This window comes from Nonomuraea sp. NPDC048892, assembly GCF_040649735.1.
In the GTDB taxonomy this organism is placed as follows: Bacteria; Actinomycetota; Actinomycetes; order Streptosporangiales; family Streptosporangiaceae; genus Nonomuraea; species Nonomuraea maheshkhaliensis.
On record NZ_JBEZFZ010000010.1, the window covers coordinates 123,749 to 141,215 of the forward strand.

The following is a 17,467-nucleotide window of genomic DNA, read 5'->3' on the forward strand; positions in this document are numbered from 1 at the left end:
AACCGCCCATGGGCTTGCCCGCCTACCGGCTGGACGGCCGGTTCTTCGAGCTCTGCGACTGCTACACGATCTGCCCGTGCTGGGTCGGGCGGGAACCTGACGACGGCCGGTGCACGGGGGCATTCTGCTGGTCGGTCGAGACCGGGACGATCGGCGGCGTCGACGTGTCGGGATTGTCAGTGGTCAGCGTCTCCTTCCACTCCGGCCACCGCGACAGCGGCGGCCAGGAGGTCACCGTCTTCATCGACGAGGGCGCCGACGACGCTCAGTTCACCGCGCTCGCCTCGGCGTTCACCGGCGGGTACGGCGGCCCGCTCGGCGAGCTCGGCCGGCTGATGGGCGTGCTGCGCTCGGCCAGCCGCGCCCCGATCAGCATGACCACCGAGGACGACCACCTGTCGGTCATCGTCGGCCGGATGGTCAGGGGCGCCGGGTCGGTCATCCGGGGCGGCGACGGCGAGATCACGGAGCTGCGCAGCGGGAAACTGAGCGAGGTGCTCGGCCCGCGCGCCGAGGTCGGCAACACCTCGGCCTTCCGCATCGACCTCGGCGGCCAGGCCGGATCCGTGCAGGTGGCCGGCCGCGCGGCGATGCGTGGACCGTTCCGCTACGAGAGCAGGGACGCGTCGTGAGCGCGGCGGCGGGCGCACGCGCCACGGTCGCCGTCGGCGCCGTCACGGCGGTCGCCGCGATCGGGCTGCTGGCGTGGCAGCTCTCGCCGGGCCGCTCGCATCTCGGCCATGACCTGGGCGGGGGCTGGCCGGCGGCCGGCTGGTTCACCGCCTCCTGGTTGCTGATGACGGTCGCGACCATGCTGCCCACCTCGCTGCCGCTGCTCCGGGCGTTCGCCGGGATGCTCGGCGAGCGGCGGGACGCCGGCCTGCTGGTGGTCACCGTGGTCGGCGGCTACCTGGCCGTGTGGACGGTCGCCGGGCTGGCGCTGGCGGCGGTCGACGGCGGCGTGCGCGCGCTGATCGGCCGCACGCCGTACGCGTGGGTCGTGCTGCCCCTGACCCTGCTGGCCGCCGGGCTGTATCAACTCTCCGGCACGGCGGCGCGGTGCCTGACGGCCTGCCGCTCGCCGTTCGGGATCATCGCCAGGCGCTGGTCCGGATGGCGGCCGGCGGGGGTGGAGGCGGCCCTGGTCGGCGTGGACCACGGGCTCTTCTGCCTGGGCTGCTGCGCGGCGCTGATGACGGTGATGTTCGCCGCCGGGATGTCCAGCCCGCTGCTGATGATCGCCCTAGGCGGCGTGGCCGCGCTGCACAAGCACGCGCCGTGGGGCGCCGTGCTGGCCAGGCTCACCGGCGTCGCCCTGGTCGCCGCCGCGGTCCTGGCCGGCGCCGCCCACCTCACCGCGGGCGCGGGACACGGGGGGCACTGATGCCGGCCGACACCGACGGTTCCTGGCAGGCGCCCAAGCCCGTGCCGTTCAAGCCGGGCGAGGTGCTGCGCGACAAGAGCGGCGCCAACCCGGTGCCCGACGAGCGCGGCCTGTTCGTCATCCACGCGGTGCACCTGCACACGGGCAAGGTGCTGTGGTTCTGCGGGCACGCCGAGACCCTCGACTACGCGCTCGTCGCGTACGTGTTCGACCCGCGCAACCCGGCAGCGGCACCGGTGCGCAAGCCGTTCCCCAACGGCGCGGACCTGTTCTGCTGCTTCTGCGTCCAGCTCCGCGACGGAAAGATCCTGGTCGTCGGCGGCTCGCAACTCGACCACCTGGCGGGCGCGGTCTACAACCCGAACACCGACTACCGCGGCAGCGCCGGATCTTCCACGATCATCGTCTTCGACCCGCGCAAGGAGGTGTGGGAGAAGCCCGATCCGAAACGGAAACTGCTCCAGGGCCGCTGGTATCCGACCGCGGTCGCGCTCGGCGACGGCAGCGTGGTCGTCGTCTCGGGCCGCCGCGAGCTGGCCATCTTCGCCGGCTCCGACAAGTGGCCGGACCCCCAGCTGACCGAATGGGTGACCAACCACGGCATCGCCGACGTCGTCGAGCATCTCAGGCCGCCGAAGTACGTGCCGGAGAAGGTCACCGGCGCCAATCGCCCGATCCCCATCTATCCGGGCATCCACCTCGCCCCCGACGACCGGCTCTACACCACCCACACCACCTGGGGCCAGGAGATCGACGAGCCGCCGACGCTCTCGCTGACCGTCCAGCCGCCGCCCTCGGGCGCGCCGAAGGGCACGACCGCCACCGGCACCTGGACCTCATACGTGCTCCCGACCGCGACGGCCAAGCAGCCCCAGCGGGAAGAAGGAATGAGCGTGATGCTGCCGGTGCTGCTCGACCCGGTCACCAAGGCCCGCGACCCGAACACGGTCGGCAGGTTCCTGGTCGTGGGCGGCGGGTTCGCGGTCGACTCCGCGGGCGTGTCGCTCGTCCGCAAACCGATCATCGCGGGGCCGCCGTGGACGATCACGGTCGTGGCGAGAGGGACGGCGGCCTTCCACCATCACGACATCCCCGCCCCGGAGCCGGTGGAGATCCTCGACACCAGCCTGACCGGCGCGCCGCGCTGGACGGCCGTGCCCGGCCTCAACCACCGGCGCATCAACAGCCACTGCGTACTGCTGCCGGACGCCACGGTGCTCATCCTCGGCGGCCATGACTCCTACAAGTGGAACGGCAGCGGGCGTAGTCCGCTGGCCGCGGCGAAGAGCGTGCCGGTCACCCAGCCGGCCCTCGAAGCGGTGATCTACACACCCGGCGGAGGATTCCACGTCGGTGCGCCGATGGCCCATCCGCGCATGTACCACTCCATCGCGATGCTGCTTGCCGACGGCTCCGTGATCGTCGCGGGCGGCGCCGACCCCAACGAGCACGAGCCCTCGCTGGCCTTCCCGCCCAGCTTCAACGGGCGCACCTATCTAGGCACGTCCCGCCTGCTGGCGGCGGCCGCCGCCGGCGCCACCACGCTCGTCCTGGACATCCGCCCGTCGGTCTATCTCGCGCCCTTCGCCACGATGCCGGCCGGCACCACCGTGGTCATCGACCGCGGACCGAGCGAGATCAGGACCACCCTGGCCGCACAGCGGACGGGCGTGCCGGGCTTCTCGGGCTTCTTCCTCCTGGACATCGCCACCCCTCTCCCGCGCGCCATCCTGCTCGGGACCCGCGTGGACTTCGAGCCGGCGACGGGCAGCACCACGATCCCCCGGGTCGAGGAGTGGCTGGAGGACACCACGGTCGTACCGGCGAGGGACGAGCACGTCGGGTACTCCATGGCGCTCAACCGCAAGGACTACGAGATCTACCAGCCGCCGTACTTCCACAAGGCAGGCACGCGTCCGGTGCTGCCGCCGCTGAAGCCCGGCGAGGTCCAGGTCAAGTACGGGTCGACGTTCAAGATAAGGACGCCCGACGCGGCCAGGATCACCCGGGTGGCGATCATGCGGCCGGCCGCGGTGACCCATCACACCGACACCGAGCAGCGCTTCGTCGAGCTGCCGTTCACCGCCGGGACCGGCACGCTGTCGATCACGATGGTGCCCGGTACCGACAGCTCGCTGGTGCCGCCCGGCTACTACATGTTGTGGATTCTGGACGGGGCGCTGCCGTGCGTCGAGGCCCGCTTCATCCAGGTCACCGGCGCGCCCGCGCTGCGCTCGCCGGTGGTGCCCGTCGAGGTGGCGCCACCGCCCGTCGTGCCACCGCCGGCACCGCCGCCCGGCCCGTCGGAGGAAGGGGGCCGCCATGGCTGAGCCCGGCACGCTGGAACGCCTGGCGCTGATGCTCGGCTCGGCCCTCGCCGACCTGGGCGCGGAGTTCGCCGACGACCCGATGGCCGTACTCACCGACCTCGGCCTGCAACTCCCGCCCCCACTGGTGTCGCCGGCGCTGCGCAGCGCGCTCGGCTCCTGCGCCTCGTCGGCGCAGGAGTTGCCCGGCCTGGTCGGCGAGCTGGCCGAGGCGATCGAGGCGGACGCCGGCGCACTGGAGCTGGCCGCCAAGGCGAGCCCGCTGGTCGCCGAGCTGGTGAGCGTGATCCGCTCGTTCGACACGATCGCCGGCGAGGTCGGCGGCCTCGACCTCGGCACCATCCCCGGAGCGCTGGAAGAGTTCGCCGCCGCGCTGCCCAGGCGAATGCTGGACCGGGTCGTCTTCCGCCACCTGGCCGACAACCAGCCGATCGTCGCCGGCGTGCTCACCGCGCTCGGCGTGCTGGGCACCACGGCGATCAACGTCGGCTCCACGGACCCGGCGCTGCCCGAGACGACCGTCCAGTACGTCGACTTCGCCCGGATCGGCCAGTTCCTCTCCTCGCCCGAGACGGCGTTCACCTCACTCTTCGGCTGGGGCACCCCGCAGTTCGACGGCGCCCTGCTCATCGACCTGCTGTACGAGCTGCTCACCTTCCTCGGCGTCGCGGTGGCCTCGGGCGTCGACCCCGGGCCTCCCGAGCGGCCGTTCATCGAGTTCTTCCTGGCGGCGCTCATCCCCACCGACCCCACCGTGACACCGCCCGGCCTCGACCTGATCGTCAAGCTGGGCCTGGCCGACGGCCTCGACCTCACGACACCGGTCGGCGGCGGATTCCTGGCCGGCTTCGGCGTCTCCGGGGCGATCTCGGCCGCCACCGGCATCCGCATCCAGCCGCCCGCCACCCTCTCGGTGATCCCGCCCGAGGGCACGGTCCAGGGCACCCTCTCCGCCGGGCTGGACAAGGTGCCCGCGCCGGACCAGGACACGGTGATCCTGCTCGGCGTGGCCGGCGGCACCCAGCTCAGCGCCAGGCGGATCAGGATCCGCCTGACCACCTCCTTCGCCTGGGACGTCGTCGCCGGTCAGGCCACCGGCGACTTCGGCATCGAGGGCGCCGTCGAAGGCGGCCGGCTGGTCATCTCGCTGGCCGGCGCCGACGGGTTCATCGGCAGCGTCATGGCCGGCTTCGCGCTGGAGGCCCAGTTCGACCTGGGCCTCGGCTGGCGGGCCGGCTCCGGCGTCTTCTTCACCGGCAGCGGCGGGCTCGACGTGCAGATCCCGTCGCACATCCAGCTCGGCCCCGTCGAGATCGACAACCTCACGGTACGGGCCGGCATCGAGGACGGCGGCTTCCCGATCGCGCTCATGGCCACGATCAAGGCCGCGCTCGGGCCGCTGCGGGCCGTCGTCGAGGACATCGGGGCCGAAGCCCTGCTCGGCCTGCCGCCGGACGGCGACGGCAACCTGGGCCCGTTCGACCTCGACTTCCGCTTCAAGCCGCCCACCGGCGTCGGCCTCTCGCTCGACATCGCCGTCGTCAAGGGCGGCGGCTACCTGTTCATCGACACCGAGCGGGGCGAGTACGCCGGCGCCCTGGAACTGGTCATCGCCGACTTCCTCACGGTGGCGGCGATCGGGCTGATCACCACCCGCAACCCGGACGGCTCGCCCGGGTTCTCGATGCTGATCGTCATCACCGCCGAGTTCCCCGGCGGGATCCAGCTCGGCTTCGGCTTCGTGCTGCTCGGCGTCGGCGGGCTGCTCGGCGTCAACCGGACGATGAACCTGCCCGCCCTGATGGAGGGCGTACGCAGCGGCGCGGTGGAGTCGGTGATGTTCCCGCGCGACGTCGTGGCCAACGCACCCCGGATCCTCAGCGACCTGCGCGCTTTCTTCCCCGCCAAGCAGGGCACGTTCCTCGTCGGCCCGATGGTCAAGATCGGCTGGGGCACGCCCGCGCTGATCACGGCCTCGGTCGGTGTGATCATCGAGATCCCCGGCAACATCGCCATCGTCGGCGTGCTCAAGGTCGTGCTGCCCACCGAGGACGCGCCGCTGATCAAGCTGCAGGTCAACTTCGCCGGCGCGATCGAGTTCGACCGCAAGCGGCTGTACTTCTTCGCCTCGCTGTTCGACTCCCGGATCGTCTTCCTGACCATCACAGGGGAGATGGGCCTGCTGGTGGCCTGGGGCGACGAGCCGGAGTTCGTGGTCAGCGTGGGCGGCTTCCACCCCGCCTTCGAGCCGCCGCCGCTGCCGTTCCCCGTGCCCCGGCGGATCACGGTCAGCATCCTCGACGAGGACTGGGGCCGGATCCGCATCACCAACTACTTTGCCGTCACCAGCAACACCGCGCAGTTCGGCGCTTCGGCCGAGCTGTACTTCGGCTTCAGCGGGATCAGCGTCCAGGGACACATCGGCTTCGACGCGCTGTTCAGGTTCTCGCCGTTCTACTTCATCGTCGAGATCTCCGCGTCGGTGTCGCTGAAGGTGTTCGGCGTCGGCGTCTTCAGCATCCACCTGCAGTTCGCGCTGGAGGGAACCTCGCCGTGGCGGGCCCACGGCCGGGGCTCGATCTCGTTCTTCTTCTTCGACGTGTCCGTCGACTTCGACGAGACCTGGGGCGAGCCCAGGCACACCGAGCTCGATCCGGTGAGCGTGCTCCCGCTGCTGCGTGCCGAGCTGGACAAGCCCGAATCGTGGCGGGCGTTCCCGCCGCCGGGCAGTCACCTGTTCGTGTCGCTGCGCGGCCTGCCCGACTCCGGGCCCGCCGCGCTGGTGCTGCACCCGGTCGGCACCCTGGAGGTACGCCAGCGCGCCGTACCGCTGGACCTGACGATCGCCAAGGTCGGCGCCAACCGGGCCGGTGACGCGACCCGCTTCACGCTTACCGTGCAGGGCACCGGGCTGCGCAAGGGCGCCGACGTCACCGAGCCGTTCGCCCTCGCGCAGTTCCTGGAGCTGGACGACGCCGCCAAGCTGTCGCAGCCGTCGTTCGAGCGCCAGCACGCGGGGATGGAGCTGGTGCCGGACGGCGCCGGCACGCGATCCGCGCGGATGACCCGGCGGGTCGTCCGGTTCGAGGAGATCGTCATCGACGATCAGTTCCGGCGGCGGTTGCGGCGCTTCCGGCCCATCGCCCGCGAGTTCTTCACTCACCTGGTCACCGGCGCCAGCGTCGCCGGCTCGCCGGTCTCCGCCGCCGCCGGGCGGCTGCTCGACCCGCACCAGGACGCGGTGGGGGTCGCCGACACCGGCTTCGTCGTCGCCTCCACCGTCGACAACCGTCCCACGACCCAGGTCTTCGCCAGCCAGGCGGCAGCGCGGGAACACGTCGACGGGATGATCGCCGACGACCCCAACCAGGCCGGCCGGATCCACGTGATCCCCGCGTACGAGGCGGTCACGACATGACCGACATAGGCACCTACTCGTTCCTGCCGTGGCTGCGGCGGGGGATCGCCAACCTGATCACCACCGCGCCCGGCGGCGCGCCTCGGGCGAGCATCGGCGTCGACCTGAAGATCACCGGCGCCATGGCCGGCGGCGGCACGATCTCGGCGCCGGTGCACCGCGACGTCCAGCTCTACGGGCCTGGCGACGTGATCGGCCTGGACCCGCGGTCGATCGTACGCACCGAACCGCGTCCCGGGATCACCGACTTCGAGCCCAACTACCTGCCGTTCGTCGAGTTCTACGACGAGGACCTGCCCTGGCGCTACACCCCCGCGCCGCCCGACGGGGCCCTCCGGCTGCCGCCCTGGCTGACGCTGGTCGTGCTGACCGAGGAGGAGATGAGCGACGGCGCCGTCGCGGGCAAACCGCTGCCGTTCGTCATCGTCGAGGACCCCGGCGCGTTCCCGGCCGCGGACCAGCTGTGGGCGTGGGCACACGTGCACGTCAACCGAGGGCTGGACACGGCCGGCGAGGTGATCTCCGACGACCTGGGCCAGGTGCTGCCGCGCTTCGACGCGGCGATCGCGGCGAACCCGGACGCCGGCCTGTCGCGGCTGCTCTCCCCGCGCAGACTGAGCCCCGACACCGTCTACCACGCCTTCGTCATGCCGTCCTTCGAGAGCGGCCGGCTGGCCGGGCTCGGGCTCGACCCCGACGCGACCCCGGCGGCCACGCATCCGGCCTGGGCCCCCTACGCCGACCGGGCCGAGCCCGCGCACTACTGCTACTACCACCGCTGGCGGTTCAGGACCGGGACGGCCGGCGACTTCGAGTACCTGGTGCGCCGGCTCAAGCCACGCCGGATGGACCCGCGCGTGGGCAGGCGCGACCTGGACGCCCGCGCCCCGCTGCCCGGCTTGCCCGGCATCGACGTGCCCGGGCTCGGCGGCGTGCTGCGCCTCGGCGGAGCGCTGCGCATTCCGCTGATCAACCTGGACGAGCCGGCCCGGCAGGAGGTCGAGCGGTACGAGAACTGGGACACGCCGTTCCCGCACCCGTTCCAGACGGCGCTGGCCGATCTGATCGAGCTGAGCGAGGACTACGCGAACGGCAACGCGGCCGACCCCGATCCGGTGATCACCCCGCCGCTGTACGGGCGCTGGCACGCCAGGACCAGCCGGCTGCTGGAGGCGTCGGAGCCGCAGCTGCACGGCAACTGGGTGCACGAGCTCAACCTCGACCCGCGCTTCCGCGTCGCGGCCGGGTCCGGCACCTCGATCGTGCAGGACAACCAGGAGATCTACATGACCGCCGCCTGGGAGCAGATCGGCGCGGTGCTGGCGGCCAACAGGCGGATCCGTCTCGGGCAGCTCACCAGGGAGGTGGCCGGCAGCCTGTACCGCCGCCATCTGGCGGCGCAGGTGGCCGCCGACCCCGGCAGGGTGCTGGAGCTCACCGCGCCCGTGCACGCGCGCATCGTCCGTGGCGGCGTGACCGTGGCGCACGGCCTGCGCTCGAGCCGGGTCGCCGCCGGCCCGCTCACGGCGGCGATGCGCCGGATCAACCGGCCCGGCTCGACCGTGGTGCGGGCGCTGACCAGGAGTGGCAGGCCGCCTCGGCGCCTGCTGGCCGCCGTCGCCGCAGGCCGGGCCACCGCGGCCAGGCCGAAACAGGCACCGGCCGGCGTGCCCGCCTCCGAGGTGGTGGTGAAGGATCTCCGCCGCTACGAGGGCCGGATCTCCTTCTGGCTGGCCCGCGACGACCGCAAGCCCGAGCTGGTCGCCGAGCTGCCGCGTTACGACCGTTTCGAGCTGATCGACCCGGGCAGGGACCTCCCGGTCCTGGAGCCGACGCGGGACGACGGCAGGGTCGCGATCCGCTACAAGTCCGGCATCCGGGGCACCGCCGAGCTGATCCGCGCTTCGGCCGAGGCCGGGGCGGAGGCGGAGCGGCCGGGCGTCGCCGTGCCCGATCTGGCCGAGGCGACGCTGGAGCTGCTCGACCCGGAGGTGACCGTGCCGCGCCGGGTGCTGGCCGGGTTGACGGTCCCCGAGCGGCTGCGGCCGGTCGTGGCCGCCTTCCGCGAGGTCATGGCCTATCCGGAGATCGACGTGCCGATGTACCGGCCGCTGGCCGACAAGTCGTCGGAGCTGTTCCTGCCCAACCTGGCCCTCATCCCGCCGGACAGCATCAGCCTGCTGGAGACCGACCAGCGCTTCATCGAGGCGTACCTGGTGGGACTCAACCACGAGATGGCCCGCGAGCTGCTCTGGCGCGAGTATCCGACCGACCGGCAGGGCAGCTACTTCCGGCAGTTCTGGGACCCGGCGAACCAGCTTCCCGTGGCGGGCGAGAGCGCCGCGCAGCGCCGGGAGCGGCTGCGCGACATCCCGCCGCTGCACCAGTGGGCGCTCGGCTCGGCCCTGGGCACGCACGATCATCGTGAGCTGGGCGGGCCGGAGGACGAGGTGGTCCTGGTGATACGCGGGGAGCTGCTCAAGCGCTATCCCACGGCGGTGATCTACGCGCAACGGGCCAAGTGGCGGCGTACCCCGGACGGCGCCATCGATCCGAGCGCCGAACGCGAGCTCGACGACCTCACCCCGCAGGAGGCGGCGAACCCGCCGCGGAGCAAGCTGCGCATGCCGCTGTTCGGCGCCAAGGTCGAGCCCGACATCACCTTCCTCGGCTTCGACCTCACCGTCGCGGCGGCGCGCGGCGAGGACCCCGTGTCTCCCGACGCCGACCCTGGCTGGTTCTTCGTCCTGCGCGAGCGGCCTGGCGACCCGCGCTTCGGCCTCGACCTCGCCCGGGATGGCGAGCTCAACGTCTGGAACGACCTGGCCTGGGACGACGTCGCGGCCGGCGCGCCGTTCATCCCGGTCGGGCCGGGCGCACCGGTGCACCACCTGACCGAGCCGGCCGGGGCCGCGATTGAGAAGCACGAGCAGTGGGCCGAGGACCGCTTCCTGCACTGGGGCCCGGATCTGCACGCCTCCGAGGTCGCCTACATCCTCTACCAGGCACCGGTCCTCGTGGCCGTACACGCGGGGGAGCTGCTCGGACATGACTGACCCGCGCTCCGCCCACCGCCGCGTCCGCGAGCGCGCGCGGGAGGCCGACGACCTGCGCGCCGCCATCGCCGCGGCCGACGCCAGGCTGACCCGTCTGCGGCGGGCCCGCGACGCCGAGGTCAGGCACGTGGGCCGGCCCTCGTCCGAACCCGGCAAAGGGGTGGCGGCGGCCACGGCCGCGCTGGCCGACCTGCGCGAGAAGCTGCGCCTGGCCGAAGACGGACTGGCCGGCGAGCTGCGCGGCTTCGCGGACGTGTCCGACCCGCGCAAGGCCGTCGCCGAGCTGGACGGCCACACCCCGATCCTGCTGCTGCCGCTGCGCATCGAGACCCGCTTCACCCCCAAGGAACTGTGGGTGCGCTGCTACCCGGACCAATGGGCGGTCGACGGGTTCGAAGAGCGGCTCAGCGACACCGAAGTGGCCAACGCGACCAGGTTCTGGGCGTCGATCTTCCGCGCCGGAGGCGACGAGGGCCTGCGCCGGGCCGCCTGGCGGACCCTCGTCGGCGCGTGCGGCAGCGGCCGGGCCGGCTGGATCATCGGCGGGTTCGCCCCGCTCGACCCGTCCGCAGAACCGGTCAGGACCGGCCCGGACGAGGTCATCCTGGTGGTCGCGGGCGCCTTGGGACTGAGCGCGGCGGAACGTACCGCCCTCGCGCTGTACTGGGAACGGGTGTGGCGCGCGGGCGGCGACCCCGACGGGGCCTTCGCCGCCGAGCTGCGCACCGCGATCGGCGCGGCCAGGGCCGAGACGCTGATCGCCGTGCCGCCGCACGCGTTCGACGAGCGGCCAGAGGGTGTGGATCCCGAGCAGGCCCAGGTCACGATCGCCTTCTGCGAGCTGCCCGCGCTCGGCGAGGACGACACCAAACCGTCCGCCTGGACCCGGCCGGCCAGGGCCGGCCTGCTTCCCGACCGGATCGTGCTGATCGGGATCAACGCCGGGAAACAGGTACTCGAATTCGCCGGCGAGCAGATCCCGCCGTCGCTGATGGTCGGCCCCGATCCGGCGGCCGGGCCGGGCGAGCAGTTCCGGATCGAGAACGGCGAGCTGGTCGTGCCGGACGCCCTCACCTGGATGGTCGACTTCGACGCCGCGGTCAAGGTCGGCATGGGGATGCGCGTCCCGCTGAAGCCGGGCATGGAGGCCGGGTTCGACCGGCTCTACGCGATCGGGCTCAGGACGGGCGCCACCCCTGAAGAAGACCAGGCGGAGCTGGAGAACCTGCTCACCCACCACCATCGCGGCCGATCCGGGATGTCGATCCTCGCCCAGGGCACGCCGACGAACAACACCGAGGGCGTGCCGTCCGGCCTCAGCCGGCTCGACGACCCCGACCTCAGCTACGACCGCTACCTCGGTGCCGGGACGCCGCCGGCGAACGAGCCGCGCTGGGCCGCCAAGCAGGACGGGCAGTGGCTGGCCGAATGCCTCGGCGTGGACCCCGAGGTGTTCGCCGCGGTGGCCGGGGCCGACGGGAGCGACCAGGCGGAGTCGTACGCGATGAACGCCGCGCTGTGGCCGGCCACCTGGGGCTACTTCCTCGAGTCGATGATGCACCCGCTGTTCGACGACGACGCCGTGACCGGGACGAGGAACTTCTTCCTCGGGTACGTCAGCGGCCGCGGCCGGGTTCCCGCGCTGCGCCTGGGCCGCCAGCCGTACGGGATCGTGCCGGCCACGGCGTACGGCCGGCTCCGTTTCGGCACCGGTGACGAGCACGACCCGAAGTCGGCGCCGGACCTGCGGGTGCTGACCGTGCTCCAGGACCTGCTCGCCCAGGTCGGCGCGGACCTGGCCGAGCTCACCGACGCGGTGCCGCACGCGTACGGCGCGGGAGACCCGCACCAGACGCTGCTGGACATCGTGGCGCTGCACCCGGCGTCGGTCGAGTTCCACCAGCGCTACGCCGAGTCGATCACCGACCTGTTCAACCGGTTCCGCTTCGACAACCTGGGCCAGGAGTTCTTCACCATCTGGGAGGCGCTCGGCCAGCTGGCCGCCGGCCGTCAGCTGCTGGCCGGGCTCGGCTACCGGGGCAGCGCCACGCCGGACGTCCTGCACAAGTTCTTCCACTCCGCCCAGCACCGGCTGCGGGGGCCGGTCATCGACGACCGGCCGCCGGACGAGGAGGCGCGGGTCCGCGCCTACTGCGACGACGGGCGCAACTACCTGGCGTGGCTGGCCGAGGTCGGCCGCGCGTCGCTGGAGGACCTGCGGCAGGAGGCCGGGTTCTCCGGCGATCAGGAGCCGGCCGCGCTGCTCTACCTGCTGCTCCGCCACGCTGTGCTGCTGTGCTGGTGGGACGCGGCCGTCCGGCTCCGGGTGGAGGGCGGTCTGCTCTCATCAGCGGAGATGCTGGCGGCCCGGCGCGAGCCGCCGTTCGTGCACGTGTCCGACGCCCGGCGCACGGAGAGCCGCTGGGCCATGCTGTACGACGAGGCGCAGCCCGTCACCGGCCACCCGTCCCTCCCGCTGCACGAGGTCATCCCCGCGCTGCTCGGCAAGGCGGGCACAGAGCAGCTGATGGAGGTCACCGCCGCGATCAAGACGCTGTCCGACCTGCCGACCGCCCGCCTCGAACGGCTCCTGGCCGAACATCTCGACTGCTGCAGCCACCGCCTCGACGCCTGGCGGCTCGGCCTGGCCACCCGCAGGCTGCTCGACCTGCGCGGCCTCAGCCCCTCTGACGGCCCCTCTGACGGCACTGCGGGCGGGCCTCCCGAGCTACGCCGCGGCATCCACGCCGGCGTCTACGGGTGGCTGCTCGACGTACGTCCCGAACGCCGCCCGCTCGAACCGGTGACGCTGCCCGACGAGCTCAAGCCCGCGTTCGAGGCCGGCCCCAGGCTGATGCGCGACCACGCCAACGGCGGCTTCGTGCACGCGCCGTCGCTGAACCACGCCGCGACGGCGGCGATCCTGCGCAGCGGCTTCATGGCCAACGCCACCCCCGACCACCCGGACACGATGGCGCTCAACCTCAGCTCGGAACGCATGCGGCTGGCCACCTCCGTGCTCCAGGGGCTGCGGAACGGGCAGCCGCTGGGCGGCCTGCTCGGTTACCGGTTCGAGCGCGGGCTGCACGACCGGCACGGGCTGGCGGAGGTGGACGCGTTCATCCACCCGCTGCGGCTGGCGTTCCCGCTGACCGGAGACCAGGAGGGGCGATTGTGCGTCGACGGCCTCGACCTGGTCAGGCACGTGCGCGAGTCGGGCGACGCGCACTACCCGTTCGGCCGTACGGACCTGCCGGCCGCCGCACCGGCGCAGCGGCAGGCCATCGACCTGGAGGTGGAGCGGCTGCTCGACGTGCACGACGCGCTCGGCGACCTGGTGCTGGCCGAGGGCGTGCACCAGGCGGTGCTCGGCAACGCCGACCGGGCCGCGGCCACGCTGGACGCCGTCGCGCGTGGCGGGTTCCCGCCCGAGCCCGCCGTGCTGGAGACCCCGTCCGAGGGCGGCACGCTGACCCACCGGGTGGCGATCCAGCTGCGCGCCGGGCTCGACCATCACGCCTCCCCGGTGGACGGGATCGCGATGACGCCGCGGGCGATGGCGGAGCCGGGCGTCAACGAACTGCTCGCCGCGATGTTGCCCGCCCCGGCCGACGTGGTGGTCCTGGTCCGCTGGCCCGGCGGGGAGCTGCCGGTCAGCCAGGCGGACCTCGGGCTGCAGCCGATCGACCTGCTCCATCTGCTCCGACTGGAGTCGCAGGCGGCGCTCGGCGAGCTGGACGAGCGGATCCTGCGGTACGCGGCCGCCGAGGCGGGGCTGCGGCCCGACGTCACGCCGGCCGTGCATCTCACCGAGCGGGTGCCGGGGAAGGTGACGTTCTTCGAGCTCGCCCCGCTGGTGGGCCACCTGCGTACGGTGGTGACCGCCGGCCGGCCGCTGCGCGCCACCGACGTGCTGCGCGCCGGCGAGGCACGCGCCACTGCGGACGCCCTCGTGCACGCCGACCGGAGCCGGGTCGCCGACGTGGCGGCACGGCTGGAGGAACATCTCGGCGAGCTGGGAAGCCTCAGGAACGAGATCGAGACGGCGGTGGCCGACCCCGCGACCCTGCTCGCCTCCCTTGACGACCTGGCCGGCCGGGCCGGCGCCGCGCTGGTCGCCTCCGGCGCGTTCGGGCTGGCCGGCGGGGGAGCGGCCAGGCTCGCGGCCGCCGGGGCCGGGCTCTTCTCCGATCTCCTGGCCGCCGTGGCGAGCCTGGCCGAGCGCTGGCAGACCCGGCTGGCCCGCGCCGACGCCGCACTCGCCCGCGACAGCGCGCTGCCGTCGGTGGCCACGGACGCCGAGCGCGTCGCGGTGCTGCTCCTGGCCGACCGCGAGCTGCGCGGCACGCCGGTCACGCCGGTGCCGGCCGCCGCCACGCCGTTCCGTACGGCCATCGAGACGCAGCGGGCGGCCTTCGTGGCCAGGCTCGCCGGGTTCGAGGCGGTGGCCGGCGCGGCGACCGGGCTCACCGACGCGCTGGCGATGGTCACCGCGCTGCTGCCGGTGGAGGCGTTCGACGCCGAGCCGTTCCCGATCGGCGGGTTCGCCGACCGGGCGGTCGCCCTCGCCCGCGACGCCGCGCAGGCGCTCGGCTCCATGATCACCGAAGGGGAGTCGAGAAGCGCAGCCGCGGCCGGGCACCTCGCCGCCCACGACGCCGCCCCGGCGGGCCGGCCTCGGGTCGAGGCGCTGGCGGCGGCGGTGACCGCGCTGCTCGGCCAGGACGCGGTGTTCGTGCCGGAGTTCGACGTTCCGGCAGCGCAGGGCGCCGAGTGGATGGCAGCCCTGACCTGGAGCGACTCGGGCGGGCTGCTGTCCGGGTTCCCTTCCCGCCCGTTCCCGGTGGACGACTGGCTGCACGGGGTCGCCCGCGTCCGCGACCCGGTGCGCGCCTGGGAACAGGCGACCCTGCTCTCCGGCACCCTCGGGCGGCCGGTGGCCGAGCTCACGCCCGTCCAGTTCCCGCACACCGGCGAGCCCTGGCTGGCGCTGGAGTGGTCGCCGGGCACCCAGATCACCGGCGACCGGCTCCTCTACACCGCCCACTACCCGGCCGCGTTCGACCCGGGCGCGCCCCAGGCCGGGCTGCTCCTGGACGAATGGGTCGAAGTCGTGCCCGGCGAGACGGCGACCACCGGCATCGTGTTCCACCACGACAGCCCGAACTCCGAGCCGCCGCAGGCGATGCTGCTGGTCGTGCCGCCCGACGTGACGAAGGGCTGGCAGTGGGAGGACCTCGTCGCGGCGCTGGGCGACACCCTCGACCTGGCGCGGCAGCGGGCACTCGAACCGGCCGCCGTCGCCGGGACCGCCTACGCCGCCTTCCTGCCCGCCACGCTGTCCGAGGCGACCGTACGCGGCCTGGGCATCTCCGCCAACCTCGCCGTCAACAACGGCCTCTACCGGAGCCTGCGAGCCGACCATGCCTAACCCGCTGCTGATCCGTAACCTCCGGGCCGAGCTCGCCGAGCGTCAGCGGCCCTCGGTGACGATCTGGAACCGGATCGAGGGCCGGCCGCGCTCGCCCGACTTCCACCGGGCGCTGCGCGCCGAGATCCGCGACGGTCTGTGGATGCTGACCCGGCAGTGGCAGATGGGCGAGTTCCACGGTGAGGACGCGGGGTCGCCTGTGCTGGCCAAGGTGCAGGTGGGGCAGGCCGAGCTGGCGACGTTCCAGGCCCGCGACGGCAACCAGGTCGCCTACGACGGCACCCGGCCGCTGGAGGCGGTGGCCGAGCGCCGCGCGCTCGATCACCTCGGCGCGGGCGGGCTGGGCGCCGTCGACCTGCGGATGATGCTCGGGCAGCGCTTCCTCAAGCTCATCCCGCCGGTCTACCGGCAGGCCTTCATCGAGCGGTACGCCTTCACCGCGCCCGACCCGGCCGCCGCGGACGACACCGAGCGGGTCGCCCATCTGGAGGTGTACGCGCTGCTCCAGTCGCTGGCCGGCCGGGCGATGGACGGCTACCTGCTCTACCTGCACCTGTCCGCGAGCCCTGCCAACACGCCGCTGACCGGCATCCCGGTCGCCGACGCCGACAAGCCCGCCGTCGTCGCCGCGGGCGTGTCGCTGGTCGCCTGGTTCGAGGCGATGTTCGAGCGTCCCGACTGGCAGCCGGCCTGGGACCCGGCGCACCTGGAGCACCGGTTCGCCGTCACCGCGCACGTCTCCGACGGCGCCAAACGGCTCGTCGCCGAGGAGTACCCGGGCGGCCGGCTGGACTGGACGGCCTTCTCCGTCGACCCGGCCGGCGGGCGCGGGCACGGCCCGCTCGCCGAACCGTCGGGCACGATCCCGACGGCGACCAGGTTCAGCGGGATGCCGGACAAGCGCTGGTGGGCGTTCGAGGACGGGCACACCAACCTCGGCGACGTCGCGGCCGACACCACCGACCTGCCCCGGCTGCTGTTCCTGGAGTTCGCGCTCGCCTACGGCAACGACTGGTTCACCATCCCGTACGAGCTGCCGGTCGGCACCCTGGCCACCGTGGCCGGGCTGGCCGTGACCAACGTGTTCGGCGAGCGGCTGTGGATCGAACCCGCCGGCCGGGGCGCCGACGACGACTGGCGGCGCTGGTCGATGTACACGCTCGACGTCGCGGGCACCGGCCACGAGCCGGCCGACACCTCGCTGTTCCTGCCACCGGTCCTGCCGCGCGCGGCCGACGGGCCGCCGCTGGAGGACGTCGTCTTCATGCGCGACGAACTGGCCAACCTGGTCTGGGCCGTCGAACGGGTCGTGCCGCTCGCCTCCGGGACGGGCAAGCCGGGATCGGCGGCGGCCGAGGAGACCCTGACCCACCGGCGGCGGCTGGCCGGCCTGCCACCGGGCGGCCCGGTCACCGGTGACGCCACCGCGCCGATCTCCTACCGGGCCATGACCACGGTGCCGGAGAACTGGATCCCGTTCCTCGTCATGCACGTGCCGGGCGACGTGCGGGAGACGCAACTGCAGCGCGGGGCCATGGTGCGCACGATGGAGGGCGCGCCGCCAGGCCCCCGGGTCAGGCCGCGTACCACGCTGCTGCGGGCTGGGCTCGACCAGGCGCCGGCCGCGCCGTACTACGTGTTCGAGGAGGAGGTGCCGCGCGCCGGCACCCAGGTCTCGATGGCTTACCAGCGCACGCGGTGGCGCGACGGGCGGGTGCTGCTGTGGCTCGCCGCGACCCGTGCCACCGGCCGCGGCGAGGCGTCGAGCGGGCTGGCCTTCGACCAACTGCTCCCCACTCCGCCCGGATCGTAGATCCGGGTTGCTCAGACAGGTGGTGACCTTGGAAGCTC

Annotated in this window: 7 protein-coding genes; all 7 read left to right on the top strand. The window is 73.2% G+C overall.

The window, feature by feature from the left end; genetic code table 11:
• Positions 1 to 8: 8 nt before the first annotated feature.
• Genes AB0C28_RS30455 through AB0C28_RS30485 form a run of 7 tightly spaced genes read left to right on the top strand, consistent with a single transcriptional unit; the run spans position 9 to position 17,429 of the window.
• On the top strand, positions 9 to 632 hold the full coding sequence (locus tag AB0C28_RS30455; protein WP_357861496.1) for a DUF1326 domain-containing protein: 624 nt from the start codon (positions 9 to 11) through the stop codon (positions 630 to 632).
• Entirely contained in the window at positions 629 to 1,384 is a 756-nt protein-coding gene (locus AB0C28_RS30460; protein WP_358079339.1) for a DUF2182 domain-containing protein, read from the top strand. The genes AB0C28_RS30455 and AB0C28_RS30460 overlap by 4 nt, the downstream gene beginning before the upstream one ends.
• Complete coding sequence (locus AB0C28_RS30465) at positions 1,384 to 3,714, top strand: galactose oxidase early set domain-containing protein (RefSeq protein WP_358079341.1); 2,331 nt, start codon at positions 1,384 to 1,386, stop codon at positions 3,712 to 3,714. Before AB0C28_RS30460 ends, AB0C28_RS30465 begins: the two co-directional genes overlap by 1 nt.
• Positions 3,707 to 7,129, top strand: coding sequence for a DUF6603 domain-containing protein (locus AB0C28_RS30470; protein ID WP_358079343.1), 3,423 nt, complete (start codon positions 3,707 to 3,709; stop codon positions 7,127 to 7,129). The genes AB0C28_RS30465 and AB0C28_RS30470 overlap by 8 nt, the downstream gene beginning before the upstream one ends.
• A complete protein-coding gene (locus AB0C28_RS30475; protein WP_358079345.1) occupies positions 7,126 to 10,185 on the top strand; it encodes a hypothetical protein in 3,060 nt (1,019 codons plus the stop codon). The genes AB0C28_RS30470 and AB0C28_RS30475 overlap by 4 nt, the downstream gene beginning before the upstream one ends.
• Complete coding sequence (locus tag AB0C28_RS30480; protein ID WP_358079346.1) at positions 10,178 to 15,616, top strand: hypothetical protein; 5,439 nt, start codon at positions 10,178 to 10,180, stop codon at positions 15,614 to 15,616. The genes AB0C28_RS30475 and AB0C28_RS30480 overlap by 8 nt, the downstream gene beginning before the upstream one ends.
• A complete protein-coding gene (locus AB0C28_RS30485; RefSeq protein WP_358079348.1) occupies positions 15,609 to 17,429 on the top strand; it encodes a hypothetical protein in 1,821 nt (606 codons plus the stop codon). The genes AB0C28_RS30480 and AB0C28_RS30485 overlap by 8 nt, the downstream gene beginning before the upstream one ends.
• Positions 17,430 to 17,467 lie beyond the last annotated feature (38 nt).

What these genes read in the sequence shown, in the direction of transcription:
- AB0C28_RS30455 (WP_357861496.1), top strand. Translation starts at nt 9, where the DNA reads ATGGGCTTGCCCGCCTACCGGCTGGACGGCCGGTTCTTCGAGCTCTGC.
- AB0C28_RS30465 (WP_358079341.1), top strand. Translation starts at nt 1,384, where the DNA reads ATGCCGGCCGACACCGACGGTTCCTGGCAGGCGCCCAAGCCCGTGCCG.
- AB0C28_RS30470 (WP_358079343.1), top strand. Translation starts at nt 3,707, where the DNA reads ATGGCTGAGCCCGGCACGCTGGAACGCCTGGCGCTGATGCTCGGCTCG.
- AB0C28_RS30475 (WP_358079345.1), top strand. Translation starts at nt 7,126, where the DNA reads ATGACCGACATAGGCACCTACTCGTTCCTGCCGTGGCTGCGGCGGGGG.
- AB0C28_RS30480 (WP_358079346.1), top strand. Translation starts at nt 10,178, where the DNA reads ATGACTGACCCGCGCTCCGCCCACCGCCGCGTCCGCGAGCGCGCGCGG.
- AB0C28_RS30485 (WP_358079348.1), top strand. Translation starts at nt 15,609, where the DNA reads ATGCCTAACCCGCTGCTGATCCGTAACCTCCGGGCCGAGCTCGCCGAG.